This window comes from Streptomyces sp. NPDC037421 (genome assembly GCF_055602105.1).
In genome coordinates this window covers 118,361-144,930 of sequence record NZ_JBVJWV010000003.1, presented here as the reverse complement: position 1 = coordinate 144,930, position 26,570 = coordinate 118,361, and the positions used below count along the sequence as shown (strand labels likewise).

General features: G+C 73.2%; 21 protein-coding genes and 3 pseudogenes. 18 read left to right on the top strand and 6 right to left on the bottom strand.

Annotation, left to right across the window (positions count from 1 at the left end):
- Position 1: 1 nt before the first annotated feature.
- Positions 2–1,207, bottom strand: coding sequence for an LLM class flavin-dependent oxidoreductase (locus ACZ7IF_RS06130; protein ID WP_470963811.1), 1,206 nt, complete (start codon positions 1,205–1,207; stop codon positions 2–4).
- A 160-nt stretch (positions 1,208–1,367) separates the two neighbouring features.
- Positions 1,368–1,613 (bottom strand): annotated as a pseudogene (locus ACZ7IF_RS06125) (ABC transporter substrate-binding protein); the annotation flags it as partial.
- A gap of 700 nt (positions 1,614–2,313) precedes the next feature.
- Here ACZ7IF_RS06125 and ACZ7IF_RS06120 point away from each other — a divergent pair.
- The 9 genes and pseudogenes from ACZ7IF_RS06120 to ACZ7IF_RS06080 form a co-directional block, all read left to right on the top strand.
- Positions 2,314–3,516, top strand: a complete 1,203-nt coding sequence (locus ACZ7IF_RS06120; protein ID WP_470963808.1) for an acyl-CoA dehydrogenase family protein — start codon at positions 2,314–2,316, stop codon at positions 3,514–3,516.
- 50 nt (positions 3,517–3,566) lie between these two features.
- Entirely contained in the window at positions 3,567–4,025 is a 459-nt protein-coding gene (locus tag ACZ7IF_RS06115) for an RrF2 family transcriptional regulator (protein ID WP_470963805.1), read from the top strand.
- Positions 4,026–4,186: 161 nt separating this feature from the next.
- Complete coding sequence (locus ACZ7IF_RS06110; RefSeq protein ID WP_350325368.1) at positions 4,187–4,258, top strand: putative leader peptide; 72 nt, start codon at positions 4,187–4,189, stop codon at positions 4,256–4,258.
- 226 nt (positions 4,259–4,484) lie between these two features.
- Complete coding sequence (locus ACZ7IF_RS06105; RefSeq protein ID WP_470963802.1) at positions 4,485–5,600, top strand: ABC transporter substrate-binding protein; 1,116 nt, start codon at positions 4,485–4,487, stop codon at positions 5,598–5,600.
- Positions 5,601–5,803: 203 nt separating this feature from the next.
- Positions 5,804–5,965, top strand: coding sequence for a hypothetical protein (locus ACZ7IF_RS06100; RefSeq protein WP_470963799.1), 162 nt, complete (start codon positions 5,804–5,806; stop codon positions 5,963–5,965).
- Between the two features lie 96 nt (positions 5,966–6,061).
- A complete protein-coding gene (locus tag ACZ7IF_RS06095) occupies positions 6,062–6,940 on the top strand; it encodes a glutathione S-transferase C-terminal domain-containing protein (protein ID WP_470963796.1) in 879 nt (292 codons plus the stop codon).
- Positions 6,941–7,310: 370 nt separating this feature from the next.
- A pseudogene (locus tag ACZ7IF_RS06090) lies at positions 7,311–7,577 on the top strand (sulfatase); the annotation flags it as partial.
- Positions 7,578–7,623: 46 nt separating this feature from the next.
- A complete protein-coding gene (locus tag ACZ7IF_RS06085) occupies positions 7,624–8,715 on the top strand; it encodes a sulfatase-like hydrolase/transferase (protein WP_470963793.1) in 1,092 nt (363 codons plus the stop codon).
- A 95-nt stretch (positions 8,716–8,810) separates the two neighbouring features.
- Positions 8,811–9,698, top strand: a pseudogene (locus ACZ7IF_RS06080) (formylglycine-generating enzyme family protein); the annotation flags it as partial.
- 30 nt (positions 9,699–9,728) lie between these two features.
- Here ACZ7IF_RS06080 and ACZ7IF_RS06075 read toward each other — a convergent pair.
- Entirely contained in the window at positions 9,729–11,966 is a 2,238-nt protein-coding gene (locus ACZ7IF_RS06075) for a sulfatase-like hydrolase/transferase (RefSeq protein WP_470963790.1), read from the bottom strand.
- Between the two features lie 170 nt (positions 11,967–12,136).
- Positions 12,137–12,514 (bottom strand): hypothetical protein, encoded by a 378-nt coding sequence (locus tag ACZ7IF_RS06070; RefSeq protein WP_470963787.1) that lies wholly within the window; start codon positions 12,512–12,514, stop codon positions 12,137–12,139.
- Positions 12,515–12,708: 194 nt separating this feature from the next.
- Between ACZ7IF_RS06070 and ACZ7IF_RS06065 the strand changes: the two genes are divergently transcribed.
- Positions 12,709–13,737 (top strand): ArsR/SmtB family transcription factor, encoded by a 1,029-nt coding sequence (locus ACZ7IF_RS06065; RefSeq protein WP_470963784.1) that lies wholly within the window; start codon positions 12,709–12,711, stop codon positions 13,735–13,737.
- A 173-nt stretch (positions 13,738–13,910) separates the two neighbouring features.
- Here the strand turns inward: ACZ7IF_RS06065 and ACZ7IF_RS06060 are convergent, their stop codons facing one another.
- Positions 13,911–14,474, bottom strand: coding sequence for a hypothetical protein (locus tag ACZ7IF_RS06060; RefSeq protein WP_470963781.1), 564 nt, complete (start codon positions 14,472–14,474; stop codon positions 13,911–13,913).
- Positions 14,475–14,919: 445 nt separating this feature from the next.
- Positions 14,920–15,342: a MarR family winged helix-turn-helix transcriptional regulator gene (locus ACZ7IF_RS06055; protein WP_470963779.1), complete on the bottom strand. Its 423-nt coding sequence runs from the start codon at positions 15,340–15,342 to the stop codon at positions 14,920–14,922.
- 135 nt (positions 15,343–15,477) lie between these two features.
- Here ACZ7IF_RS06055 and eno point away from each other — a divergent pair, with 135 nt between their 5' ends.
- The 8 genes from eno to ACZ7IF_RS06015 all read left to right on the top strand — a co-directional run bounded on the left by eno (position 15,478) and on the right by ACZ7IF_RS06015 (position 26,508).
- Positions 15,478–16,755: a phosphopyruvate hydratase gene (gene eno, locus ACZ7IF_RS06050; RefSeq protein WP_470963776.1), complete on the top strand. Its 1,278-nt coding sequence runs from the start codon at positions 15,478–15,480 to the stop codon at positions 16,753–16,755.
- A gap of 295 nt (positions 16,756–17,050) precedes the next feature.
- A complete protein-coding gene (locus ACZ7IF_RS06045; protein ID WP_470963773.1) occupies positions 17,051–17,869 on the top strand; it encodes a hypothetical protein in 819 nt (272 codons plus the stop codon).
- 145 nt (positions 17,870–18,014) lie between these two features.
- Complete coding sequence (locus tag ACZ7IF_RS06040; RefSeq protein ID WP_470963770.1) at positions 18,015–18,713, top strand: sigma-70 family RNA polymerase sigma factor; 699 nt, start codon at positions 18,015–18,017, stop codon at positions 18,711–18,713.
- A 431-nt stretch (positions 18,714–19,144) separates the two neighbouring features.
- Positions 19,145–20,407: a phenylacetate--CoA ligase family protein gene (locus ACZ7IF_RS06035; protein WP_470963767.1), complete on the top strand. Its 1,263-nt coding sequence runs from the start codon at positions 19,145–19,147 to the stop codon at positions 20,405–20,407.
- Entirely contained in the window at positions 20,404–21,705 is a 1,302-nt protein-coding gene (locus ACZ7IF_RS06030; RefSeq protein WP_470963764.1) for an MFS transporter, read from the top strand. The genes ACZ7IF_RS06035 and ACZ7IF_RS06030 overlap by 4 nt, the downstream gene beginning before the upstream one ends.
- Positions 21,702–22,850, top strand: coding sequence for a GNAT family N-acetyltransferase (locus tag ACZ7IF_RS06025; protein WP_470963761.1), 1,149 nt, complete (start codon positions 21,702–21,704; stop codon positions 22,848–22,850). Before ACZ7IF_RS06030 ends, ACZ7IF_RS06025 begins: the two co-directional genes overlap by 4 nt.
- Entirely contained in the window at positions 22,847–23,995 is a 1,149-nt protein-coding gene (locus ACZ7IF_RS06020; protein ID WP_470963758.1) for a LuxE/PaaK family acyltransferase, read from the top strand. The genes ACZ7IF_RS06025 and ACZ7IF_RS06020 overlap by 4 nt, the downstream gene beginning before the upstream one ends.
- Before the next feature lie 2 nt (positions 23,996–23,997).
- Positions 23,998–26,508, top strand: a complete 2,511-nt coding sequence (locus tag ACZ7IF_RS06015) for an acyl-CoA reductase (protein ID WP_470963755.1) — start codon at positions 23,998–24,000, stop codon at positions 26,506–26,508.
- Positions 26,509–26,570 lie beyond the last annotated feature (62 nt).

The following is a 26,570-nucleotide window of genomic DNA, read 5'->3' as shown; positions in this document are numbered from 1 at the left end:
ATCAGGCGGCGGGGTGGGTGGCGTACCGGCCGGCCGGGCGTTCCAGGCCCAGCAGTCCGCGCAGGGTGTCCGCCTCGTACGCGCGGCGGAAGACCCCGCGCCGCTGGAGCTCCGACACCAGCCCCCGCGTGATCGCGGGCAGGTCGTGGGCGAGGCCGCCCGGCCGCAGCCGGAAGCCCGACAGGCCGGCCGTCCGCCAGTCCTGGAGCAGGTCCGCCAGCTGCGCGGGGGTCCCGGTGAAGACGGCTTCGTCGCCGCCGTACGGGATGCCCGAGAGGGCGTCGAGGCGTTCCCTGCGCGCGCCGGCCGCCGGGGCGTCCCCGTCCAGGAACACGGTGAGGTCCCCGAAGAGGTGCAGCGGCCGCGCCGCGAGCCCGGCGGCCTCCCGGGCCCGCCGGATCTCCGCGACCGCGGCGCGGGCCCCGTCCGCGTCGCGCACGGCGACGTACCCGACGTCCGTGGACCTGGCGATCAGACCGTACGCCGCGCCGGCGGCGCTCGCCGCGCTCACCACGGGCTGCCCCTGGGGCGGGCGCGGGGTGATCGAGGGTCCCCGCACGCTGAAGTGGCGGCCCTCGAAGTCGATGTAGTGCAGCTTGTCGCGGTCGACGAACCGGCCGGTGGCCACGTCCCGGATCTCGGCGTCGTCGTCCCAGCTGTCCCACAGCCGCCGGATCACCTCGACGTGGTCGACGGCCTCCCCGTATGCCTCCGCACCGGGCAGTGCGACCGCACGCCGTCCGAAGTGCCGCAGTTCGTGGGCCGGTTGTGACACCTGGACGTCCAGGCCCGCACGGCCCCGGCTGACGTGGTCGAGGGTGGCGATCGCCTTGGATATGTGGAAGGGCTCGGTGTGGGTGGCGGTCACCGCCGGGACGAGTCCGATGTTCCGGGTCAGCGGTGCGACGCGGGCGGCGGTGAGCACCGCGTCCAGCCTCCCGCGGACCTGGTCCGTACGTCCGTCGGGCCCGTCCGCCGAGGACGACTGGAGGGTGAGGGAGTCGTCGAAGGAGACGAAGTCGAGCAGTCCGGCTTCGGCCTCGGCCACGGCGTCGGCCCAGTAGCCGGCCGTGAGGAGTTCGCCCGGCCGGGCGCCCGGCTCGCGCCAGGCGGCGGGGTGCCGGCCGGCACCGTCGAGCGCGACGGCGAGGTGCAGCGGTTCGGAAACCGCCGATTGGAATTCGGATGCGGATGCGGATTCGGGCACGTCGAATTACGCCTTTCCCGTCGGCCGCACGAACGGGGGCCGATGCCTGTTGCGGTATCCGTTCGAAACGCTACGCCCGGTATCTGCGCCGTACAATGACCGCAGCATTAAGAGAACTTGGCAGCCGTGTTGCCGGGTGCGCGGCTCCCTGCCCCGGTGCTCAGGAGTTGCTCACGGGCAGGCCGGGCGGGTCGGCCTCCGAGGTGGTGACGGCCTCGTCGGACAGGTTCCCGGCGGAGAGCAGCTGCGCGTACTGGCCGGTCCTGATCAGGTGGTTGATCGCCTGCGCCACCGGGTGGGCGAGTCCGCTGTCCCTCTTCGCGGTCGCGGCGATCAGGCCCTGGAGCGGCTCCCCGGCGCCGGAGAAGGTGCCGGCGCCGCGCGTGGCGGCGGCGCTGGCCGCCGTCTGGGCCCGGGCCCGCGGCCGCGGCAGCCGGCCGGTGGCCACCGGGGCCGCGGCCGCGTTGTCCGGCACGGTCAGGTGCGGGAAGAGGTTGAAGTTCTGGTCAAGGCCACTCTCGCGGCATCGGCGAATCGGCCAACCGGCGAATCGAAAAGCAGCCGTCATGTCCGGCGGAGGAGGCCGCTGATGTCGTTTTCTGCGGCCTAAGCCAGGCAGCCCGAAGAAGGGCTGTCAACGGTCCCGGTATCGGAATTGTCCCCAGCCCGCGGCGATTTCATCGGCCGTACACAAAACGCCTTCCGGTGAAATGAATTGCTCCGTCCACCACCGGGCCGCGGGGCGAACTCCCCCGGTCCACGGGCGCCCTGACGAGGAGTCCTGCCGCGCCCCTCCTTCCCCCGGCCGGTACCAGCGGGCTCCTGACCTGCGGCGTCTTTCATTCCGAGACCGCCTTGTCCACGATCCGGGCACGGTCTTGCCGGGAGGTCTCTTCCGGGCGAGTATTCCTATCAATCCGATGGGAAAAGTGGGGATCCGGTGCCGCCCGGCTTCCACCCCTCGCGCGCCCAGGCCTCCCGGCAACCGGCCGGCGCCACCGACAACGTCCCGGAGCAGCCGACATGACCACCGCCGTCCCTCCTGGCAGCGCCCTCCGCCCGTCCCCCGCGCCCCTCCCCCGCGCCCGGGCCTGCCGGTGACGCCCGTGCCGACGACCCCGAGCACCGCGGGCCAGCCGTCCGACGCCGCGCGGCGCCGCGCGCTCCTGCGTACCGCCCGCGACGTGGCGGAGGACCTGGCCGCCGACTCCATAGCCCGCGAGCAGGCGGGCAGGCCGCCGGTCGACGAGACGGCCCGGCTGCGCGAGGCGGGCCTGCTGGCGGCCCTCACCCCGCCCCGGCCGGGCCGCGGGGCGGACTGGCGTACCGGATGCGCCGTCATACGGGAGATCGCCGCGGCGGACAGCTCGCTCGGCGAGGTACTCGCCCGCCACTACGTGCACGCGTGGGGCGGGCGGTTCTACACGGCCGACCACCGCGCCACCGCCCTGGAAGAGGAGTCGGCGCGCGAACAGTGGCTGTGGACCGGCGCGGTGCACGCTCCCGCGCCGGGCGACGAGGCCGATCCGCCGGACCTCACACTGAGGCCGCGCAGCACGGGCTACGTGCTGAGCGGGCGCCGTCCCGTGGACACCGCGGTGGCCGCCGCCGACCAGATCGTGGTGGACGCCGTGTGCGCCGTGACGGGTGACGTCCTGGTCGTACGGATCCCGCCGGGCGCGCGGGGCGTGACCGTCGAACCCGCCCCCGACCGCCTCGGCCAGCGCGTCGCCGGCGCGGGCGCGGTCGTCCTCGACCGCGTCGCCGTCGCGCCCGGGCAGGTGCTGGGCCGGCGGCCGCACGACGAGGAGTCGACCGCGCCCTTCACCGCCCTCGCCGAGCCGGCGCTCCGGCTCGCCCTCTGCCACGTCGGCCTCGGCATCGCCGAGGGCGCCCTCACCGAGGCGCGCGACCTCAGCAGGGGCGGCCGCGCGCACCGGCTGCCCGGCGAGGACCCGGACCTCTTCCTCGCTTACGGGGAACTCGCCTCCGCCGCCCAGACGGCCACCGCCGTGGTCGACCGGGCCACGGAGGTGATGGCGCAGGCCCTCGACGCGGGTGAGCGGCTCGACGCCGAGGAGCCCTCGGGTGTCGCCGCCCTGGTCGCCACGGCCGAGACCGTGACGTCGAAGGCCGCGCTGCACATCACCGCCAGAGTGCTGGAATTCGCCGATGCCCCGGGCCTGGACCGGTTCTGGCGCAACGCCCGCGTCCTGACGGCCCACCGCCCGGTCGCGCACCGCCTGCGCTCCATCGGCGAGCACTATCTCAACGGCTCCCACCGCGCCGTCGCGGCGGCCTTCCGCTGATCGGGGGCCCGCGCGGGACGCCGGCCGAAGCCGTACGGGATAATGTCCGCATGCGGATCTCAGCCAGGGCGGACTACGCGGTACGTGCCGCGCTGCAGCTTGCCGCGTCGCAGGACGACGGGCCGCTGAAGGCCGAGGCCATCGCCGACGCCCAGGACATCCCGCACAAGTTCCTCGAAGGCATCCTGAACGACATGCGCCGGGGCGGTCTCGTACTCAGCCAGCGCGGCGGCAACGGCGGCTACCGACTGGCCAGGCCGGCCCGGTCCATCAGCATCGCGGACGTCATCCGCGTCGTGGACGGACCGCTCGTCTCGGTGCGCGGCGTCCGCCCGCCCGACCTCTCCTACACCGGCCCCGCCGAGTCGCTGCTCCCCCTGTGGATCGCGCTGCGGGCCAACGTGCGCGAGATCCTCGACGGCGTGTCGCTCGCCGACGTCGCGTCGTCGGAGCTGCCCGCCTCGGTGTCCGCGCTGACCCGAGCCCCGGACGCCTGGACCAATCCCTGAGCGTCCGACCTGCATTTTCTCGTATCACGAGACAACAGCGTCCATCATCTGGTCACCCTCTTGGGGCGGGTGCCCCGGTCTGCCAAGATGCCTACCAACCAGGTGGGAAAACTAGGGATTCCGGGAGGGCGGCCGTGCGAACACTGCATCACGCACACCGGATGCCGTCCCTGATCTCCCGCCGGCACATCGATCTGGTCCGTACGTCCAGCGCCATCTGTCAGCCTGCCTGACCGCCCTCACCGGCCCTGGCCCGATGGGCAGAGCGCGGCCCGGGCGCTGCGCCGCCCACTCGTCGTGCCGGCCGGACCCCGCTCCCCCGAGCCGCCGACGGCCCGCCGTTCCCCAGCCTGCGACCGTGATCCGGCCACCGACCGCCGCGCGCGGGTGCCGTGTGTACCGGTGGCTTCGAGACGCCCGTCTCACCCCCTTGAACCCATCCCGTGAAAGGACACCTCCGTGTCTGCCGCAAGATCGCTCACCGCCCTGCGCGCCGTCGCCGTCACCGCGGCGCTCCCGCTGCTGCTCACCGCTTGCGGCTACGGTTCCGAGGCCGAGAAGACCGCCGACAAGGACGTCAAGCCGGCCGCCGCCGACGCGGGCGAGAAGCTCTCCGCCTCCGAGGTCCGCATCGGGTACTTCCCGAACCTGACCCACGCGACCGCCCTGGTCGGCCTCCAGGAAGGCCTGATCGAGAAGGAACTGAACGGCACCAAGGTCAAGCCGCAGTCCTTCAACGCCGGCCCGTCCGAGATCGAAGCCCTCAACGGCGGCTCTCTCGACATCGGCTTCATCGGCCCCTCCCCCTCCATCAACGGCTACGTCAAGTCCAAGGGCTCCAACCTGCGGATCATCTCCGGATCCGCCTCCGGCGGCGTCAAGCTCGTCGTGAACCCGGACAAGATCAAGACCCTGGACGACCTCAAGGGCAAGAAGATCGCCACCCCGCAGAAGGGGAACACGCAGGACGTCGCGTTCCTCAACTGGATCGCCGAGAAGGGCTGGTCGGTCGACCCCGAGTCCGGCAAGGGCGACGTCTCCGTCGTCCGCACCGACAACAAGGTCACCCCCGACGCCTTCAAGCAGGGCTCGATCGACGGCGCCTGGGTGCCCGAGCCCACCGCCTCCAAGCTCGTCTCCGACGGCGGCTCCGTCCTCCTCGACGAGACCTCCCTGTGGCCCGACAAGAAGTTCGTCATCACGAACATCATCGTGTCGCAGAAGTTCCTCAAGGAGCACGCCGACGTCGTCGAGGCCGTCCTCAAGGGCACGGTCAAGACCAACGAGTGGATCAACGCCAACCCGGACAAGGCGAAGGCCTCCGCCAACGCCAGGCTCAAGGCCGACAACGGCAAGGAACTCGAAGCCAACGTCCTCGACCCCGCCTGGCAGAGCATCCTCGTCACCGACGACCCGCTCGCCGGCACCCTGAAGACCGAGTCCGAGTGGGCCGTCAAGGCCAAGCTCCTGGAGAAGCCCGACCTCACCGGCATCTACGACCTGACGCTCCTGAACAAGGTCCTCAAGGCCGCCGGCAAGCCCGAGGTCTCCGACGCCGGCCTCGGCGCCAAGTAGGTTCCCGGGCACGCCCCGGCACGCCCGGCACGCCCGGCACAGGGGCACCGGCTCCACCGAGGCATCGGCCTCCGCGGGGCCGGTGCCGTCGTGCGTGACGCGCGGCGGCCCGCGGCCGCGCGGACGGGACGGCGGTCTTGACACCGGCCCGGACGCGCGCCGACACTCCAGAACGGCGAATCCTGGTGAACCGGTGGGGAATCATGGGTTGTTCTGCGCTGGACCGCGGCACCGACGGCGTCCGTACCGCCGTCCTGACGCTCCGGCTGCCGCTGCTGACCTCCCGCCGCCACATCGACCTTCTGCGCGTGTGCAGCGCGGCGAGTCCCCTGCACCTCGGCGGTCCCGCGCCCGTCCGGCGCTGACCCGCGCGCACTCACCCTCCGGGTCCCGGCCGCGCCGCATCCACCGCCGGCCGCCGTCGTCGCATGCCCCGTGCCCGAGCACTCCCAGGGAGAAGCATGTCCACCACTCGCCCGACAGCCGCGCCGTCCTTCCGGAGCAGGATCGGCCGTGACGCGCACAGCGGCTACCCCGCCGTCCCGTACCGCTACCGACTCCACCTCTCGCCGTCCGGTCCGTCCTGTCTGCGGATCGCGATCACACACAGTCTGCTGGGCCTGGAAGACGCCCTCCCGGTCACGCTGCTGCCCGCCGTGCCCGACGCGCCCGACGGCGGACACCTGGCGCTGCGCCCGCTGTACCAGGCCAGCTCGCACCGGTACCCCGGGCCGGCCGTGGCGCCGGTACTCGGCGACTGCTGGACCGGACGGATCGTCAGCACGCACGCCCCGGACATCCTCCAGGACATGGGCAGGCGGTTCGACACCGGCGGCCGGCAGCTGTACCCGGCCGGCGCCGACGAGCGGATCGAGGCCGTCGGGCGGCTCTGCGAGCAGGGCATCAGTGCGGCCGCGCAGCGCGCCGGCCAGTCCGGGGCCGACCCGGCGGTGCGCGACACCGCGCTCACCACCCTGCTGCGCGCGCTGGCCGCACCGGAGCGGCGGCTCGCCTCGGCCGAGTACCTGCTGGGCGGGGAACTCACCGCCGCCGACGTGCAGTTGTGGGTGACGCTGGTCCAGCTGGACACGGTGCACCGCTGGCACCTGGACGCGGCCGCGGTGTACCGGCTCACCGACCACCCGCATCTGTGGTCGTACGCGCGGCGTCTGGCGGCGCACCCTGCCTTCGCACCCCACCTCGACCTGGACGGCATCGCCCTGCGCCACCACGCGCAGTGCCGCGGCACGGAGGCCGCCGGGGCGGCGGTACGGATCGTGGACTGGGCGGGTCACGTGCCGGACACCGGAACCGGAGTGGTCCGCGTCTCCAAGCACTGACCGGGAGGCCCCGCGCGTGGCGGAGCCCGGCGCGGGGCGCCGCCGCCACCGCCGAACGGCCCCGTGTGCCTTCCCAGGCGCCGGGGCCGTTCCCCATTTCATCCGCCGTACATGGAACCGGGGTTCCGCTGCGCCTACTCTCGTCGCCATGGCAGCAGGAATCCTCACCTCGCGCCGCCACGTCGACCAGGGGCTCGTGGCCAGCGCCCTGTGTACGGCCGCCCCGGCGCGCTGACCGCGCCCCTTTGCCCCTACGGGATCCCCACCTGGCGCCCCGCCCGACTCCCGTCTCTTCCCCTCGCGCACCGCGGCCCCCCGCCGCCGTGCGCCCACGCGCCCATGCGCCGAAGCACCCAGGAGGAACAGACCCATGAGCGAGAACAGACGACACCCGGTGGGCCGCCGGGGCTTTCTCGGCGGCGCCGCCGCCGTGGCGGCCACCACGGCCCTGCCCGCCGCCGCGCAGGTCGCCGCGGCGGGGCCGGCCGCTGCCGCCGGCCGTCCGAACATCCTGCTGATCGTCACCGACGACCAGCCCAAGCACACCGAGTGGGCCCTGCCCAAGACGGTGGCCTGGCTCGCCGGCCAGGGCGTGAAGTTCACCAACGGGCACGTCACCACCCCGCTGTGCTCCCCCTCGCGCTCCAGCGTCTTCTCCGGCCGCCACGCCCACAACCAGCGGCGTGCGCAACAACAAGGCCTCGTACGCGCTCGACCAGAGCACGACCGTGCAGAAGTACCTGGAGCAGGCGGGCTACCGCACCGGCCTGTTCGGCAAGTACCTCAACTCCTGGACCCTGGGGGACAATCCGCCGCACTTCGAGGAGTTCGCCCTCCTCCAGCCCGGGTACGTCGACGCGCAGTGGAACGTCAACGGAACCGTCCAGACGATCAACGGCTACACCACCACCGTCATCAAGAACCGCACCCTGGACTTCCTCGACAAGGCCGCCACCGACAGCCGCCCCTGGTTCGCCTACGTCACCCCGTACGCCTCCCACGGCCCCCGGACCCCCGAGGCGAAGTACGCGGGCACCGCCGTCCCCGCCTGGAACGGCCGCCCCTCGGTCCCCGAGGGCGACCGCAGCGACAAGCCGGCGTACATCAGGAACGCCACCGGCACCCTCGCCGACGGCCAGGCCATCCGCGCCGAGCAGCTGCGCACCCTGCTCTCCGTCGACGACGCGGTGCAGGCCTTCAAGGACAGGCTCCAGGCGCTCGGCCAGCTCGACGACACGCTCGTCGTCTACATCGGCGACAACGGGTTCAGCTGGGGCGACCACGGCTGGACCGCCAAGTCGGTGCCCTACCGCCCGGCGCACGAGGTGCCCTTCTACCTCTCCTGGCCGGCCGGGGGGCTGGGAGCGGGCACCCAGGACGACCGGATCGTCGCCAACATCGACATCGCCCCGACCATCCTCGACGCGGCGGGCATCACCCCGGCCGCACCCCAGGACGGCCGCTCCCTGCTCTCCTCCCACAGCCGTGACCACCTGCTGGTGGAGTGGTGGAAGCAGGGCACCGGCGCCGGAGGGACCCCGACCTGGTCCTCGTACGTCGCCAAGGACAAGCAGTACACGGAGTACTACGACCTCACGACCGACGCGAACGGCACCGTCTCCGGTACGGGACAGGTCAAGTTCCGCGAGTACTACGACCTGGTGGACGACCCGTACCAGCTGGCCAACAAGCTGTACCAGGCCACGCCGGCGCAGGAGCAGGTCCTCGGCATCCCCGCCCTCGCCGCACGGCTCCACGCCGACCGCACCGCCTGACCCGCACCGCCCCACCCGTCCCCACCGCACCGCCGGCCGGGCACCGCGCCACCACGCGCCGGTGCCCGGCCGCCCATCGTCCCCACGGAGCCGACATGCCCGCATGCTGCACCCCCGGCCACGCACACGCCCCGGTGCTCACCCTCGCGCCGCCGCCCCCCGCGGCCCCGCCCTCGCGGGTGGCCCGGCAGCTGCTCGCCCTGCCCGGCGGGCGCTTCCTCATGGGCACCGACGACCCCGACGGCTTTCCCGCCGACGCCGAGGGGCCGGTCCGGGAGGTGGCCGTGGAGCCCTTCCGGATCGCGGCCACGACCGTGACGAACGCCCAGTTCGCCACCTTCGTCAAGGCCACCGGGCACACCACCGAGGCCGAGCGCTTCGGCTTCTCCTTCACCTTCGGCGCGTTCCTCGCCGACGAGGTCGCCGCCGTCTCCCGCCCGGTGCCGGGTGTCCCGTGGTGGCGGGCCGTGGAAGGGGCGTCCTGGCGCAGCCCCGAAGGGCCCGGCTCACACGTGACCGACCGGCAGAACCACCCCGTCGTCCACGTCTCCTGGAACGACGCCCGGGCCTACTGCGCCTGGTCCGGTACCCGCCTGCCCACCGAGGCCGAATGGGAGTACGCCGCACGCGGCGGGCTGGAGCAGCGGCGCTACCCGTGGGGCGACGAGCTGATGCCGGGCGGCCGGCACATGTGCAACATCTGGCAGGGCGAGTTCCCGGTGCTCAACACCGGTGCCGACGGCCATGTGTCCACCGCCCCCGTGAAGTCCTTCCGGCCCAACGGCTTCGGCCTCTACAACACGGTCGGCAACGTCTGGGAGTGGTGCGCCGACTGGTTCACCCCCGGCGAGGAGACCTCGCGGGCGATGCGCGGGGGCTCGTACCTCTGCCACGACTCCTACTGCAACCGCTACCGGGTTGCCGCCCGCAGCTCGAACACGCCGGACAGCTCGACGGGGAACATCGGGTTCCGGGTGGCCGCCGGTCCCGCGCAGGCCACCCGGAACGCCGGTTCAGGACACGGTGACGCGGGCCAGGGCCCAGGAGGTGTGGTCGAAGGACGTACGGTTGTTGGCGTCCTCGACCACCAGCCGCAGGACGCGTACGCCGCGCACGTCCAGGCCGACCGCCACGGGACCGCCGGCCGCCGTGAGGACCGGGGTGGTCAGCAGCAGGCGGCCGTCGCCGTAGACCTTGGCCCGGGTGGCGCCGGCCGTGCTCTGCTTCGCGGAGAAGTCGTCGATGCCGACCAGTGAGGTGAACCGTACGGCTGCCCCGCCGAGGTGGTAGGCGATGTCGCTGGGCGCGTGGACTCCGAGGCCCTTGGGGTACGTGGTGCCGCCGAAGGAGATCGGCGTGCCGTCCCCGGCGGCGTTCTTGCCGTTCGAGGCGTCGCGTTCCACCGGTCCCCAGCCGTTCGCGGCGCTGATCCAGGCGAGGTCGGACAGGTAGGTGTCGGCCGTCGGGGCCGGCGGCGGGGTCGGTACGGTCCCCGTCGCCGCGTACCGGACAGGGCCGCCCGGGGCGACGGCACTGCCCTCCGCCGTGAGCGTCCAGGCGGTCGCGGGGGCGGCGTTCGCGGGCGGGGTGACCTGCCAGGACACGGTGAGCCGGCCGCCCGCGGCGAGCTGCTCCGCGCCGGCGGGGGAAGTGGGGGTCACCGTCCATCCGGCGGGGGCGCGCAGGCCGAGCGCGGCGGCGGTCCAGGGCCGCGAGGACCCGTTGTCGAGGGTGGCCGTCACGGTGAACTCCTCGCCCGGGACGGCCAGGGCGGGCAGCGCCACGCGCGTCCCGAACGGGGTGCGCGGGTACGGGTCCTTCCAGGAGGAGCGCATCAGCGCGACCAGCTCCGCGGCCCGGGCCGGGTACGTGCCGGCGAGGTCGCGGGTCTCGCCCGGATCGGCGGCCAGGTCGTACAGCTCGACCTGCCACTTCGCGTCGGGGAGGTCGTGGTCGCGTTCGGGTGCGAAGCGCACGGCCTTCCAGTTGTCCCGGCGGGCCGCCTCGGCGAGCCAGGTGGCGCGCTTGGCGTCCTGGGCGTTGGCCCGGCTGGTGACGCCCAGCTCGTCGCGGAACCAGTACAGGTGTCCGTGGCGGGCCGCGTCGGGGCTGCCGGCGAGCAGGGGCGCGGCGGACAGCCCGTCCACGTCGGTGGGGGCGGGGGCGCCGCCGAGCTCGGCGAGGGTGGGCAGGACGTCGGTCAGGGGGGTGGGGCGGTCGCTGGTGCCCTGCCGGACCCGGCCGGGGCCCCAGGCGATGAGGGGGATCCGTACGCCGCCCTCGTAGAGGTTGCGCTTGTAGCCGCGCAGCGGCCCGTTGGCGTCGAACAGGTCGGGGTTGACCCCGCCCTCCTCGTGGGGGCCGTTGTCACTGGTGACGAGGAGGACGGTGTCCTGCTCCAGGCCGAGGGCGCGCAGCCGGTCGACGACCTTGCCGACCAGGGCGTCGAAGTAGCTCACCTGGGCGGCGTGCCCCTTGTTGGCGGCCGTCCAGGTGCGGTCGGCGTAGGCGCTGGTGTCGGGGATGTCGCTGGGGGCGTGCGGGACGTTCGGGGTGAGCAGGAGCAGGAACGGCTGCCCGGCGTTGTCCCCGATGAACTCCAGGGCGCGCCGCTCCAGCAGGTCGGGGGCGTACACGGCCTTCGCGCCGCCGGTGTTGGCGGGGACGGGCTCCTTGGCGTCGTTGTGCCAGAGGTATTCGGGGTAGTACTGGTGGGCGTGGCTGTGGTCGATGTACCCGTAGAACTCCTCGAAGCCGCGGGCGGCCGGGTGGCTGTCCTGGCCGGCGGCCTCCGGTCCGAAGCCCCACTTGCCGATCACGGCGGTCCGGTAGCCGCGGGCCTTCAGCACCTGGGCGAAGGTGGTGTCGGCGGCGGTGAGGGAGCCCTGTCCGCCGGAGGAGGGGTTGGCGCGGACGGTGGCGTGGCCGGTGTGGAGGCCGGTGAGGAGGGAACCGCGCGAAGGCGCGCAGACGGCTGCGGTGGAGTAGGCGTCGGTGAACCGGAGCCCCTCGGCCGCGAGCCGGTCCAGGTGGGGGGTGGCGATCAGCTTCTGCCCGTACGCGCCGAGTTCGCCGTAGCCGAGGTCGTCGGCGAGGACGACGACGAGGTTCGGCGGCCGGCTGGCGGGGCCGGCCGCCGGCTCCGGGGCCGTCACCGAGGGCGCGGCCTGGGCCGCGGGTACGGCGGCCGCGGTGGCGGCGAGGCCGAGCGCGGCGGTCGAACCGGCCAGGAACGTACGGCGGGTGGACATGGCGGAGTGCTCCTCAGGTGCGGGGACCGGTCGTGTGCGCCGATCATGAGCGCCCGGCTCCGCCAGGACCATGCACAGGACATGAAGACCTTGTGACGGCACCCGGGCCCGCGCGCCCCCCTCCCCGCAGCGGAGCCGGCCACCGGGCGGTGGCCGGCCCTTCCGGCGTGTCAGGGGCAGCGAGTGGTGGCGCCACCGTTGCTGAGGTAGGCGTCGTAGATCCACCCGAGACTGGATCCGCCGCCGTCCCGGACCCAGGTCCAGGTGTTGCCGTAGTCGTTCACCACGTAGCAGTCGTAGTAGACCCTCGTGCCCTGGGACACGAATCCCACGGTGGTGCACGCTCCGTACGGGCCCGTGTGGACGGCGGCGCTGCCGGACTGGGACACCGTCCCGGAGCCGTCGTCCACGTTCTGGTGGGGCCAGTACGCGTTCCCGCAGGTGACGGCGGTCCCGCCGAGCGGAGCCGCCTGCGCGGGCATGACCATGGCCCCGGCCGTCACCGTCGCCCCGAGGGCCGCGGTGGCAAGGACGCTACGAAGACGCATGAATCCTCCTGCGATCGATGCTGGTTCCGCGGACGGGCACTTCGCCCGCTCGCTCGCTTTCCAGGCTCGGCCGCCGGCACGGGCACGTCGACTCGTTTCGGTCTGGTCCGAAACGAGGACGGGCAGGAAGAATCGCAGCGCCGCCGACGTCCGTGCTCGCGACGGTGCCAGGGGGGCGGGGAGCGGGAGGGCGGATGCTTCGGCTTCATTTCACGGCGGCCGACCTGGCCAGGGTCCGTACCACCGTGCTGGGGCCGCTCGCGGAGACGGAACTGGCCTTGGGGAACCTCCAGCAGCGCGACCGCCGGGCCGTGTTCGGCAACTGGCGCTCCCGGACCGGCCCTCGTGTCGCGGCCGACGGCCGGGACCTGGCGCGTTTCCTGGCCCGGCCGCCCGGCGGGCTCGTCGATCTGTTCAGCCTGACCGGCCCCGTCGCAGGCATCGACGAAGCCATGGACCGCCTGCGGAGCGTCCCGCACCGGCAACTGGCCGAAGAGTTCACGTTCCACCCCGGAATGGCCCGCCGCCGGGCGCCGTGGCTGGGGCGGGTTCCGGCGGGTGACGGCGACGCCGGAGAGAGGATGGCCCGGGCGCTGTCGCACTGCCACGAGGTGGCCGTCGCCCCGTACTGGGACCGGATCCACCACCACCTGAACACCGAACTGACGCTGCTGGGACAGCTCACCGCCCGCAACGGTGTGGCCGCGCTCTTCGGCCACCTGCACCCGATGCTCCGGTGGAAGGCACCCGTCCTTGAGATTCCGGGGTACCGGCACTGGCGAGCGAGCAGCGACCTGCACCTGGCGGGCCGGGAGCTGGTCCTGGCGCCCTCGGTCTTCTGCGGCCCGGTGCCCCAGCTCTTCGCCCGCGCCGAGGGCCGCGAAGTCCTGCTGATCTACCCGGCGTTACGGGATCTCCCCGCCGCGAGCGCCATCTGGTCGGGGCCCGCCGGCGCCCGGCACACCAGCGCCGCGGCATCGCCGCCCCTGATCGCGCTCCTCGGCCGTACGAGAGCCGCCATCCTGACCGCGATCGCGGACCACGCCCTGTGCACGACCACCCAGCTGGCCGCGCACACGAAGGTCTCCCTCGCCAGCGCGAGCGAGCACGCGACCGTTCTGCGCCAGGCGGGCCTCATCGCACTCACCCGCGACCACAGACACGCCCGGCACAGCATCAGCCCGGCAGGACTGGCCCTCCTCGACACCACCGCGGCCACCTGAGCCGCGTACCCAGGCCGTTTCCTTCGGATCATCTGAGCGTGGGTTGATGTGTGTCGTTGTCTGATGCGCAGTGGGCGCGGCCGCGAGCCCGCCGACCGTGACCTCGGACGGTCCCGCCGTCTCGGCGGGTGCCCGTCTCGTGCCCTGGTCGGCCGACCGCGGCGGGGGTGCCGCTACTCGGCGGCCTTGGCACAGGTCACCTTCGCGAACTTCGAGGTGACGGTGTACGTGTCGTTGGGGACGCCGGTGAACTCGAAGAACCCGTCCTGGATGGTTTGGGTGGTGTTCACGACGGCGCCAGAGGAGTTCTTCAACGTAACCGTCTCCGCCACCGGGAATCCCCTGCCGGACACGCCGTAGGTCGTTCCAGGGCCCTTGGTCACGGTGCACTTGATCGCGGCCTCCTCGTCCGACACCCACTTCGGGCAGATCGCCCTGGCCCGACGTCCCGCGGCGCTGTAGGTGTCGTTCGGCAGTCCCGTGACCTCGAAGAAGCCTCCTGTGATGGCTGTGGTCGTGCGCACCGTGGTGCCCTGCGAGTTCTTTACGGTGACGCGCTCGCCGGATCTGAACCCTTCGCCCGACACTCCGAACGTGTTGTTGGGCCCTTCCGAGAGGAAGCAGGTGGCGCCGGGTGCGGCCCGTTCCGCCGCGTCGGCCGTCATCGCGGTGACGGCGGTCCACCCGCTGAACGCCACAGCGGCCACGACCGCGGTGGAGAGGGTCTTCCTTCGCATGAGATGTCCCTTCCCTAGACTGGAGGCAGTCGCTTCGCTCGAGTAGGTCCCCGCGCCTCGCGGAGGAGTGTCGGCGGTGAACGTGTCTCGTCAGGGACCTCACCTCTGATCGCCCGGCCTCAGAGCCGACGGGCAATGCTCAGGGGCCCGGTTCTTGCCGGTGACGGTTGAGGTATCGGCGTCTTCGGCCTCGGCGCGAGGAAGCGGAGTTGCTGACGACACGTGGAGGGCTGTGATCACCCACACCCCCCAGGGGCGGCGGCCTCCATCCGCTCCCACTATTCCACTGGGCGGGGCGGGCCGCATGTGGGCGTGGGCGGCGGCGCCGGGGAGTACACCGGAGCCCTGCCGCCCGCCCCTCGACCGGGTCTGTCAATCGTTGACGCTGCATGCACGATGTCAACGGCCTTGTGGCCGCGGAACCCGTAAGCGCGAAGGAAACGGCCTAGTGCGCCGCGAGCCTCTCCACCAGCCCGATCCCCCGCGCCAGCAGCTCCCGCTCCTCCCCCGTCAGTTCCGCTTCGATCGCCCGCGCGAGCCAGTCGGCCCTGCGTCCCCGCTCTTCCTCCAGCAGCGCGCGCCCCGCGGAGGAGAGCTCGACCAGGCTCTTGCGGCCGTCGGTCGGATGCGCCCGCCGGGTGATCAGTCCCTGTTCCATGAGCAGTCCGACGGCTCGGGCCATCGACTGCGGGCGCACGCGCTGGTCGGCCGCCAGTTCGCTGGTCGTCATCGCGCCGTTGCGGTCCAGCGCGCCGAGTACGGACGCCTGGCCGAGCGGCATCTGGTCTTCGAGCTTCACGCGCCGCGTGAGCTTTCCCATCGCGGTGCGCAGTTCGGCCGCGACCGCGGCGGATTCCGGAATGGGCATGCCGAATTTTAACGCAGCACACCTGGTCAGCAGAACTGCACAGCACAGCTGTGCAGCACAACTGAACAGCAGAACTGCACAGCATTGCTGTAGAGTCTTCGGTGCCAGGTCAGCGCCACAACGGAAAGGACTTCCATGACCGCCATCACCGCCGTCACCGGCCGCCGCGTCCTCGACAGCCGGGGCAACCCCACCGTCGAGGTGGACGTGGAGCTGTCGGACGGATCAATCGGCCGGGCCGCGGTCCCCTCCGGCGCTTCGACCGGTACCCGCGAGGCCGTCGAACTCCGCGACGGCGACCCGGCCCGGTGGCACGGCAAGGGCGTCGACCAAGCGGTACGCCACGTCAACACCGAGCTCGCCGCCGCCGTCACCGGCCGCCAGGCCGAGGACCAGGCCGGCCTCGACGCCGCCCTCATCGCCGCGGACGGCACCCCCACCAAGTCCAGGCTCGGCGCCAACGCGATCCTCGGGGTCTCCCTGGCCGCCGCCAAGGCCGCCGCGGCCGCCCACCGCCTGCCGCTCTACCGCCATCTCGGCGGCTCCGACGCCCGGCTGCTGCCCGTACCGATGATGAACATCGTCAACGGGGGCGCGCACGCCGACAATCCCCTGGACTTCCAGGAGTTCATGATCGCCCCGATCGGCGCGGAGACCTTCGCCGAGGCCGTGCGGATGGGGTCCGAGATCTTCCACACCCTGCGCCGCGACCTCCTCGCCGCCGGGCACTCCACGGGCGTGGGCGACGAGGGCGGCTTCGCACCCTCCCTGCGCACCGCCGAGGAGGCCCTCGACTTCGTGGTGGGCGCCGTCGAGCGCACGGGCTACCGGCCGGGCACCGACATCGGCCTGGTCATGGACCCGGCGTCGTCCGAGTTCTTCCGCGACGGCGTCTACGACTACACCGGGGAGGGCATCCGGCGCACCCCCGCCGAACACGCCGACTACCTGGTCAAGCTGATCGACTCCTACCCCGTCGTGTCGATCGAGGACCCGATGGCCGAGGACGATCTGGCGGGGTGGCGGGACCTGACCGCACGGGTCGGTGCGCGCTGCCAGCTCACCGGTGACGACGTGTTCTGCACGAACGAGACCATCCTGCGCGAGGGCATCGGTTCCGGCGTCGCCAACTCGGTCCTGGTGAAGGTCAACCAGATCGGCACCCTGACGGAGGCCCTGGCCACCGTCGGCACCGCCCACCGGGCGGGCTACACCGTGGTCATGTCGCACCGCTCGGGAGAGACGGAGGACACGACCATCGCGGACCTGGCGGTGGCCACGGGCTGCGGCCAGATCAAGACCGGTTCGCTGTCCCGCTCCGACCGCACCGCCAAGTACAACCAGCTCATCCGCATCGAGGAACAGCTGGGCGACAGCGCCCTGTACGCGGGCGCGGCAGCCCTGCGCCGTTAGGACCCTGCCGGGAATCCGTTCCGCCCGCGCACGAAGATCCTCGGTTCGCGGGGCTCCCGGCCCCTGCTCGTCGCTCCGCGCGGTGCGGAACGACGGGCAGGGGCGGGATGGGCGGCCCGGATGTGCGCATGAGGTCAGTGGCCTGCCGGCACGGCCGGGTGGAGCGAGCACCGGGCCCGCCCCGCACCACACCGGCGGACGGCTTCGAGGCGCACCACAGGCGCGGTCGAGAACGTGTCAGGAAGTGCGCACCCCCCTGCGCGGTCCGGAAGGCCGGTGCGAGGATGAACCCGCCATGACGCCAGGTCACTGTTTCCGAGCCGGACGGGCCGCGATGTTCGCGGCCGTCTGCGTTCTGCTCGCGAGCGTCGGCCACGTGCTCATGTCCGGTATGGCCGTGCCCTGGTGGGCGACGTCCGCCGCGTTCGCGGGCACGGCGGCCGGTGCCTGGTGCCTCGCGAGCCGCGAGCGCGGGCAGCTCACCGTGATCGCGGCGACGGTCGCCGTCCAGGCCGCGCTCCACTCGGGCTTCTCCCTGACCCAGTCGGTCCTGCACCCTTCCCTGCCGTCCGGCACGTCGTTCGCCCGCCAATGGGCCGCTTACCTGATGTGCGGAGACGGCACGGCGTCGGGGCTGTCCGCCCAGGACGCCCGGAAGGCCGTGGACGACGCGGGGCTCGGCGGCCTCGTGTACGAGCCGCCGCCGGGCACCGCCCTCGCGGACGCCGCCTCGCACGCCCACCACGGCATGCACGAGGTGCACGAGGTGCCGGGCATGGCGGACGCCGCGTCCGCCGCCACCGGCGTCCTCGTACCGGCGGGCGGTCACGACATGGCCGGCATGTCCCCGGCCGGCATGCTCGCCGCGCACCTGCTGGCCGCTCTGCTCTGCGGCCTGTGGCTGGCTTACGGCGAACGGGGCGCCTTCCGTGTGCTGCGCGCCGTCGCGGGCCGGCTCTGGACACCGCTGCGCCTGCTCTTCGGCCTCGGCGCGGCTCCCGTCCCTCCGCGCGTCCGCGTACGCCGGGTAGGGCGCGACCGCGCGCTCCCGCAGCTGTTCCTCGTCCACGCCATCACCTCACGGGGTCCGCCGACGGGAACCGCTGTCCTGTGACAGCCGGTTCCCCGAGCGTGCGCTGACGGCCCTTCTGCGGCCCGTCGCCCCTCGGGCATCGGCCATGCCCTCCGGCTGGCCGTACTCCCTTCACCGGTGCCGCCGCGCGCGGCGCCGGACACCTTGCCCTTAAGGACCTGTGGCGATGACTCCTGCCCTGCCCACCCAGCACCGTCCCGCCGGCGAAAGGCCGTCCCGGCACACCCCGGACTCCGATGCGGAGGTCACCCGACTGGCCCTCGCCGCGCGCGACGGGGACCCCGCGAAGGCCGACCGGTTCGTCCGCGCCCTGCACCGCGACGTCTGGCGGTACGTGGCGTACCTCAGCGCGGACGCGCAGGCGGCCGATGACCTCACCCAGGACGTGTTCCTGCGGGCCCTCGCCGCGCTCCCCCGCTTCGAGGGCCGCTCCTCCGCCCGCACCTGGCTCCTGTCGATCGCCCGGCGCACCGTCGTCGACAGCGTGCGCCATGCCGCCGCCCGCCCCCGGCTGTCGGACCGCCACGACTGGCAGGCCGCCGCCGAACAGAGCCAGCCGAAGGACCTCCCCGGCTTCGACGACGGCATCGCCCTCGCGGAACTCCTGGCCGCCGTCCCGGCCGAACGCCGCGAGGCCTTCGTCCTCACCCAGCTGCTCGGCCTCCCGTACGCCGAGGCCGCCGTCGCCGCAGGCTGCCCCATCGGCACGGTCCGCTCCCGTGTGGCCCGCGCCCGCACCACGCTGATCGCCCTGCTGACGGACACCGAAGCCCCGGCGGCCCCGCCGAACCAGCGGGCCCTCGACGACCCGGGGCACATCTCCCCGCCGCCGCGTTCCGCCGCGCTCGCACCGTCACTGGCCTGACGGCCCGGATCCGCACGAGCGAGGGGCCGGCAGAGCCGGCCCCTCCCTGGACGGCGGAGGACCGGCCCGTCAAGACCGATCGGCATGGCCACCGCGTCCGTCACCGGTCCGGCGGCAAGCCGGGCCGTGGCCGGGCGCCGCGTCGTGGACTGGCGGGCCTGAGGCCGAGGTGGATCCGAAGCCGCACCCCGCCGACAGGCGCCACAAATTCTGGTGGACACAGCCGAACTGGCCGGAAATATTTGCTCAATTTGGTGACAAGCGCACTGATGTTTCATCATCGTGACTGCGCGTCAAGTTCTGGCGCGCACCGAGGAGGCGGGGGCACCGGGGGGTCCCCCGTTCACACCGGCCGGGCCAGCAGGCGAGTACTCGCTCTCGCCGCGCCCCGCCGTGGCTCCCGTCCCGTTCCGTCACCTAGGCAAAGGCCCATGTCCGCCCAGCAACTCTCGGACCTCATACGTTTCGCCCGTCACAACTCACCCTTCTACCAAGACCTTTACGCGTCCCTGCCGCCGCACGCCGACCGCCTCACCGACCTGCCGGTGGTCGACCAGCAAGCGTTCTGGGCAGCCAACACCCTTCACGACAGCCGCGTGCTGACCGGCCCGCTCAGCGAGGCCACGGTCTACAAGACCGGCGGCACCACCGGGTCCCCCAAGTTCTCCGTCTACACGCGCGACGAGTGGCAGACGTTCGTCACCGCCTTCGGCCAGGGACTCGTGGACACGGGTCTGCGCCCGGGGCACCGCGTCGCCGACCTCTTCTACGCCGGGGAGCTGTACGCCAGCTTCCTCTTCGTCCTCGACTCGCTCGCCCACGCGCCCGTGGACAACGTCCGCCTGCCCATCGGCGGCGGCGCGCCGCTGGAGTCGACGATCCCCACGCTGCGCGATCTCGCCGCCCAGGTACTGGCCGGAACGCCGACCACCCTGTGCCGGCTCGCCGAGCAGGCCGTGTCGTCCGGTGTCCGGCTCGACTCGGTGGAGTTGCTCCTCTTCGGCGGCGAGGCCCTCTTCGACGACCAGCGGCGCCTGCTGGCGACCGCGTTCCCCCGCGCCGAGGCCCGTTCCGTCGGATACGCCAGCGTCGACGCGGGCCTGCTCGGCCGCCCCGTACCCGGCTCCGACGCCCGGGTGCACCGTGCCTTCACGCCGTACTCGGTCGTCGAGATCCTCGACGACTCCACCGATGAGCCCATCACCGAACCGGGCCGGCCCGGCCGGGTCGTCGTCACCAGTCTCTTCCGGCGCCTCATGCCGATCATCCGCTACCCCGCGGGCGACCGGGCCGAGTGGACGGGCAGCGGGCCCGGGCACTTCCGGATACTCGGCCGCGCCGAGGAGGGCGTACGGGTGGGCCCCGTCTCCCTCTACACCCAGGACGCCCAGGACGCCGTGGCCGCCGCGGACACCGCGGGGCAGGTGGTCGGCATGCAGCTCGTCGTCCGCCGCTGGGACGGCCGCGACGGGCTCGTCCTGCGGCTGGCGACGGCACCCGGTGACCACTGCCGGAAGGAGCTGGCCGAGGCCGTCGTCGCGGAGCTGGAGGAAGCGCGGCCGCTGTATCCGGGGAGCGTGCGCGCCGGGTTCGTGCACCCGCTGTCCGTGGAGTGGGTGCGCCACCGCGACCTCGCCGTCAACCCGCGCTCGGGCAAGCTCGTCCGGGTCCTCGACGAGAGGCCGACCGCATGACCGCCGCACCCGTGGCCGAGACGGAGGCCGGGACGGTGGCGGAGACCGGGGCCGGCAGCCGGCGCGCTCCGCTGGTCCTGCGCAACCGCGCCTTCGGCGCCGTGTGGCTCGGCCAGGTCCTCACCCAGGCCGCCGTACGGATGTTCCAGGTCGGCGTGTCCTGGTGGATCGTCGCCTACGCCGTGCAGGACACCAGGGGGCTCGCCTCCGGGCTGTTCATGGCGGCCTGCACACTGCCCGCCGTGGCGCTGGCGCCCGTGGTGGCCGGGGCCGTCGCCCGGTTCGCGCACCGTTCGGTGTTGCGGACCGCCGCCGCCCTGGCCGGGGGCGCCTCGGGTGCCCTCGCGCTGTGGGCGTACGCCGGTGGCCCGCCGCTCGCGAGCGTGTACGCCGCCGGTCTCGCCCTGGCAGCCTGCCAGGCGTTCTTCGACCCTTGCCTGACCACCTCGGTGCCCGAACTCGTCGACGACGCCGACATCGAGACGGCCACCGGCTTCGAGCTGTCCACCCAGTCCCTGGCCGGCCTCGGCGGAGCGCTGCTCGGCGCCCTGACCGTCGACCGGGCCGGTGTGGCCGGGCTGGCCGCCGGCTGCGCGGCCGCCTACCTCGGCGCCGCCCTCCTCGTCGCGGGCGCCCGCTTCCGCACCGTCGCGCCCGGCGTCGGAGCCGGTGCGCCGGGCCCTCCCGAGCGGCGCACGCTGCGCCGCATCCTCGGGGAACTCCCCTACGTGCGGCGGATCCTGATCTGCTTCACCGCGGCGAACCTCTTCACCACCGCGGTGTTCGTCGTCATCCCCCTCTACACCCGCTCGGTCCTCGCGGGCGGTGGCGGCACCGTGGCCCTGCTGGAGGCCTCCCTGGGCACCGGTGCGCTCGTCGGCGCCTTCACCGGCGCCCGCGTGCCGGGACGCCCCACGACCGCCGGTGCCTACTGCCTGGGCCTGATGGCCCTGGCCCTCGCGCTGCCGGGGCTGGTCGCGCACCGTCCGGTCATCGCGGGCTGCCTGGCCGTGGCCGGCTGGTGTGCCGGGGCCGTCAGCGTCCGCTTCGTGGCCCTCTTCCAACGGCTGGTGCCGCCGGCGGACAAGCCCGGCTTCTTCGCCGTGATGCAGGCGGTACTGGGCGCCTCCCTGCCGGTCGCCTCCTTGGCGTTCGGCTTCGCCGGCGACTTCCTCTCCCCGCAGACGCTGTGCCTGGTGCAGGGCGCCGGACTGGTCCCCGCGGCCTGCACGCTGGCCCTGCTCAGGTCCCCCACACCCGCGCCGGCCGCGGCGGAACCAGCCGGAGGCGAGCGGTGAGCCCCGTCATCACCCCCGCCGCCTGCTCGGACATCGCCGAACTGCGCCAGCTCTACTACGCCGTCTACGGACCGCACTACCCCGTGGCCCTCGGCACCGACCCGGCCGAAATGGCCCGGCTCATCGAGGACCCGTACTCCCTGTGGCTCGTCGGCCGCTGCGCCGGCACCGGGGCCCTGACCGCGTCCGCCGCCATCCACGGCGAGGCCGGCAGCCGCATCGGCCGTCTGGAAGGCATCGCCGTGCACCCCGGGCACCGCTCGGCGGGCCTGGCCGCCGCCCTGACCGAGGCCCTGTGCGCGGGCATGCTGGACACCGGGCGGCTGGACTCGGTGTACGCGACCGTGCGCACCGTCAGCGCCGGCCCGCAACGCGTCGTCGCACGCAACGGGTTCCGCCCGCTGGGCATCCTGCCCAACGCGGTGGATCTCCGCAGCCGCGAAAGCCTCGCACTCTACGCGCGTCACGCCGCCGGGGTGCTGGACCGCCGGATCCCCGTCACCGAAGTGCCCGCCCCGCTCCTGCCGTTGCTACGCACCGCCGAGTCCGCGCTGGGCATCGGCTACCCCGGGGTGCGGGCCGCGACCGGCCCGGACCCGGCGCCGCCCGTGCCGCAAGGCGCCGGCGACCGCCTGGAGATGATCGAGGCGCCGGCCTTCGTCCGCCGCCGCTTCCGCGAGCGGTTCCCGAGCGCCGAGGGCTGGTTCTACCCGCTGCACACCCCGAACGTGCTGCTCACTCCCGAGGACGGCCGGTTCGAGGTCTACGCCTACCTCAACCGCGCCGGAGGGTACTGCTCCCTGCTGACCGCCCACCCCGACCCGGCCGCCGCGGCCGCGTGCCTCGAACCCGTCACCCGGGCCCTGGCCCGGGCGGGCGCGGGCTACGTCGAGGCCCTGGTGCCGCTCGCGCACCAGCAGGTCCTCTCGGCCTTCCTGTCCGAGGGGTTCGTCGCCGGGGCCGTCTACCCGGCGATGCGCGCGGACGGCGACGGCTTCCACGACTACGCCGTCCTGTCCCGGTCCAGCGAGCGCATCGACTTCCGCGGCGTCGCCGTCGAACCGCCCCTCCAGCCCTATCTGGACTGCTACGTGTCGGCCTGGGCGTCGACGCACCTGCCCACATCTTCCGAGGTTGCCTCATGAACCCCCATCTCGCGCCGGTCGCCGTACCCGATCCGGCCCTCCTGCCGCACGTACAAAAGCTGTGCGACCTGACCGACCCGTACGCCTCCGGGCCCGCGGAGGACGAGCTGTTCGCCGCCGCCATGGCGGAGACGAACGCCTGGCACGTCGAGCGCTCCCCCTTCTTCCGCTCCCTGTACGAGGCCACTCCCCCGGCGCAGCCGTACCGGACCCCGCTCGTCCACGCGAACTTCTTCAAGCGGCACGAGGTCCTCTCCGTCCCGCGCGAGGACGTCGAGCTGCACCTGACCTCCTCCGGCACCACCGGTCAGAAGTCGCAGATGTTCTTCGACCACTGGACCATCCGCTCCGCCCAGCGGATGGTCGCCCGGATCTTCGAGCGCAACGGCTGGATCACCCCCGGCCAGGAGGTCAACTACCTCCTGTACAGCTACGAACCGGCCCCCTCCCTCAACCTCGGTACCGCCTTCACCGACAACTACCTGTGCGACTTCGCCCCCGCGCGCAGCGTCGAGTACGCACTGCGCAACACCGGCGGCGACCACGAGTTCGACCCCTTCGGCTGCATCTCCGCGCTGCGCCGCTTCGAGCGCGATGACGCACCGGTCCGCATCCTCGGCTTCCCGGCCTTCCTCTTCTTCACCCTGGAGCGGATGCGGGCCATGGGGCTGCCTCCGCTGCGGCTTCCCGAGGGCTCCCTCGTCGTCCTCGGCGGCGGCTGGAAGGGACACGCCGACCGGCGCATCGGCAAGGAGGAGCTGTACGCCCGCGTCACCGAGCAGCTGGGCGTACCGGGCGAGCGGATCCGGGACACCTTCGGGTCGGTGGAGCACTGCATCCCGTACATCGAGTGCGACCACCACCGGCTGCACGCCCCCGTGTGGTCGCGGGTGACGATCCGCTCCACGCGCACGCTCGAACCCCTGCCGTACGGGGAGCGGGGCTACCTGCACCTCGTGTCGCCGTACATCACCTCGGTACCGGCACAGAGCGTGGTCATGGGCGACCTCGCCTCCCTCCAGCCCGGCGACGCCTGCGGGTGCGAGCTGGAGACCCCCTGGTTCACCGTCCACGGCCGTGCCGGGGTGAGCCGCAACCGCAGCTGCGCGGTGGCCGCAGCGGAACTGATGAAGGGAATGGCGTGACCATGAGCGAGCACCACCACTACTGGCAGGGCGCCTTCATCGGCGACGAGGAGGCCGGGCGCCGCCTCGCCGGCCTGCCGGCCGCCGTCGAGGCCGCGCTGGCCACGGTGCTGGAGACCGAGACCGTGCTGGCCGCCTGCGACGCCCTCGCCACCGCCCTGTGCGACCCGGCCCACCCGGTACGCGCCCGGCTCGCCGCGCACCTGCCCGCGGGGGAGGACCCGGCCGTCCTGGCCGAGCTCGGTGGCCTGCTGGGCCGGCGGGAGCTCACCCGCAAGCTGCGCCGCGAACTCGGCGGCGCGGCTCCCGGCCGGCTGAACCGGGCCGATCCGCGCGAGACGGTCTACGAGGCCTGGGCGCCCGTCGGCCTGGTCGCCCACATCGCCCCCGGCAACGCGGCCACGGTCGCGCCGCTGAGCATCGTCGAGGGGCTGCTCGCCGGGAACGTCAACATCCTCAAGACCAGCAGCGCCGACACCCTCCTGACCCAGCACCTGATGGCCGAGCTCGCGGCCCTCGATCCCAGCGGCGCGCTGGCCGCTCGGGTCGTCGTCCTGCGCTTCCCGTCCTCCCGGCAGGAGTGGCTGCGCCTGATGTGCGCGCCCGCGGACGCCGTCGCCGTATGGGGCGGGGAAGGCGCCGTCGACGGGGTGGCAGCGCATGTGCCGGCCGGATGCCGGCTGGTGGAGTGGGGGCACCGGATCTCCTTCGCGTACCTGACGGGCGACGTCTGGTCGGATGCCGGCACGCTCGACGCCCTCGCGGACGACGTGTGCCTGCACGAGCAGCAGGCGTGTTCGAGCCCCCAGGTGGTCTACCTCGACACCGAGGACGAGGGCGAGGTGTTCGCCTTCGCCGAGCGTTTCGCCGCGGTCCTCGCGGCCCGCCCGCCGGCCCCGGGCACCGCTCCGGCGGGCGCAGCGGACCCCGCCGAAGCCGCCGAGCTGACCACCACCGAGCTGGTGGCCCGGCTGGAGGAACACCTCGGCCTGACCCGTGTGTTCGCCGCGCCCGACGGCTCGTGGCGGGTCATGGCCGACACCCGGTCGCCGCTGACGGCCTCGCCCCTGCACCGCAGCGTGTGGGTCAAGCCGCTGCCCCGAAAGCGGCTGATCGCCACCCTGCGCCCCATGCGCCGCTACCTGCAGACGGCGGGCCTCGCGGGCAGCCGGTCCGACATCGCCGAGCTCTCCCGCACCGCCCTGGCCGCGGGCGTCACCCGCGTCACACCGGTCGGCGCCATGCTGGAGAGCTACGCGGGCGAGCCGCACGACGGCGTCTACGCCCTGCAGCGCTACAGCCGCCGCGTCGCGGTCCAGGCCGACCCGGCCCGCTTCGCGACCACCGCCTGTCTCGACGACCTGGTCCGGCCCGTCGTCCTGCCGCTGCCGGCGGGCCCGCTGCTGGGCAAGGAGGACGTGCAGCAACCGGCCCGGGAGCTGGCCCGGGCCGATGCCGAGCTCTACTTCCGCAGCGGCGGCAGCACGGGCGCTCCCGCCCTGTCGGTCTTCAGTTACGACGACTACGACACCCAGATGCAGGCCGCCGCCCGCGGCCTGCTCGCCGCCGGCTACGACCCGGTCGGGGACCGCACCGCCAACCTCTTCTACTGCGGCGGCATGTACGGCAGCTTCATCAGCTTCTTCTCCGTACTGGAACGGCTCGGCGGGGTGCAGCTGCCGCTGTCCGCGGGACCGGACCACCGGGCCACGGCCCGGGCCGTCATCGAGCACCGGGCGGACACCCTCTTCGGCATGCCCTCCTATCTGTGGCAGCTGCTGCACGCGGAGGCGGACGCGCTGCGCGCGTACGGAGGCCTGCGCAAGGTCTTCTACGGCGGCGAGCACTTCACGCAGGAGCAGCAGCGCACGCTGAGGGAGGAGTTCGGCATCGAGACCGTCCGCTCGATCACCTACGGCAGCACCGACCTGGGCCCGCTGGGCTACCAGTGCACGGAGAGCTCCGGCGGCGTCCACCACCTGCACGCCGACCTCCACACGATGGAGATCCTGGACCTGGCCGAGGACCGGCCGGTGGCGCCGGGCGAGACGGGCCGGCTGGTCTTCACCACTCACGCCCGGCGCGGCCAGCACCTGGGCCGGTACCTGATAGGCGACCTCGGCCGGGAGGTCCCGGGCCGCTGCCCCTGTGGCCGGCAGGCGCCCCGCTTCGAGCTGATGGGGCGCACCGGTGACGTGATGCGGGTGGCGACGTACTTCCTCAACCACCGCCGCTTCCTGGCTCTGGCCGAGGAACAGGGCGGCCACCGCGGCGAGTTGCAGATCAGGCTCGACGGTACGGACGCGCGCGAGCGGCTCACCGTACGGGTGGAGCGGACCGGGTCGACGGATCCGGAGCGACTGCGGGAGGTCTTCCTGTCCGGCTACCCGGAGCTCCGCTCGGCGGTGACGGAGCAGCTGCTGGACCTGGTGGTCGAGGCGGTCGGCGGCGCGTCCCTGGACCGCAGCCCGACCAGCGGCAAGCTCCTCGCGGTGGTCGACGCACGCCGCTAGGGCGTGGCCGCGCCGGTCGTCACGGGCGTCCTGCGGCCCTGGTCCGGTGACCAGGGCCGCAG

Excerpts from the sequence above, each read along its gene's own strand:
- ACZ7IF_RS06015 (WP_470963755.1), top strand. The coding sequence starts at position 23,998 with ATGAGCGAGCACCACCACTACTGGCAGGGCGCCTTCATCGGCGACGAG.
- ACZ7IF_RS06030 (WP_470963764.1), top strand. The coding sequence starts at position 20,404 with ATGACCGCCGCACCCGTGGCCGAGACGGAGGCCGGGACGGTGGCGGAG.
- ACZ7IF_RS06115 (WP_470963805.1), top strand. The coding sequence starts at position 3,567 with ATGCGGATCTCAGCCAGGGCGGACTACGCGGTACGTGCCGCGCTGCAG.
- ACZ7IF_RS06065 (WP_470963784.1), top strand. The coding sequence starts at position 12,709 with ATGCTTCGGCTTCATTTCACGGCGGCCGACCTGGCCAGGGTCCGTACC.
- ACZ7IF_RS06055 (WP_470963779.1), bottom strand. The coding sequence starts at position 15,342 with ATGCCCATTCCGGAATCCGCCGCGGTCGCGGCCGAACTGCGCACCGCG.
- ACZ7IF_RS06035 (WP_470963767.1), top strand. The coding sequence starts at position 19,145 with ATGTCCGCCCAGCAACTCTCGGACCTCATACGTTTCGCCCGTCACAAC.
- ACZ7IF_RS06060 (WP_470963781.1), bottom strand. The coding sequence starts at position 14,474 with ATGCGAAGGAAGACCCTCTCCACCGCGGTCGTGGCCGCTGTGGCGTTC.
- ACZ7IF_RS06100 (WP_470963799.1), top strand. The coding sequence starts at position 5,804 with ATGGGTTGTTCTGCGCTGGACCGCGGCACCGACGGCGTCCGTACCGCC.
- ACZ7IF_RS06070 (WP_470963787.1), bottom strand. The coding sequence starts at position 12,514 with ATGCGTCTTCGTAGCGTCCTTGCCACCGCGGCCCTCGGGGCGACGGTG.
- ACZ7IF_RS06075 (WP_470963790.1), bottom strand. The coding sequence starts at position 11,966 with ATGTCCACCCGCCGTACGTTCCTGGCCGGTTCGACCGCCGCGCTCGGC.
- ACZ7IF_RS06045 (WP_470963773.1), top strand. The coding sequence starts at position 17,051 with ATGACGCCAGGTCACTGTTTCCGAGCCGGACGGGCCGCGATGTTCGCG.
- ACZ7IF_RS06040 (WP_470963770.1), top strand. The coding sequence starts at position 18,015 with ATGACTCCTGCCCTGCCCACCCAGCACCGTCCCGCCGGCGAAAGGCCG.
- eno (WP_470963776.1), top strand. The coding sequence starts at position 15,478 with ATGACCGCCATCACCGCCGTCACCGGCCGCCGCGTCCTCGACAGCCGG.
- ACZ7IF_RS06020 (WP_470963758.1), top strand. The coding sequence starts at position 22,847 with ATGAACCCCCATCTCGCGCCGGTCGCCGTACCCGATCCGGCCCTCCTG.
- ACZ7IF_RS06095 (WP_470963796.1), top strand. The coding sequence starts at position 6,062 with ATGTCCACCACTCGCCCGACAGCCGCGCCGTCCTTCCGGAGCAGGATC.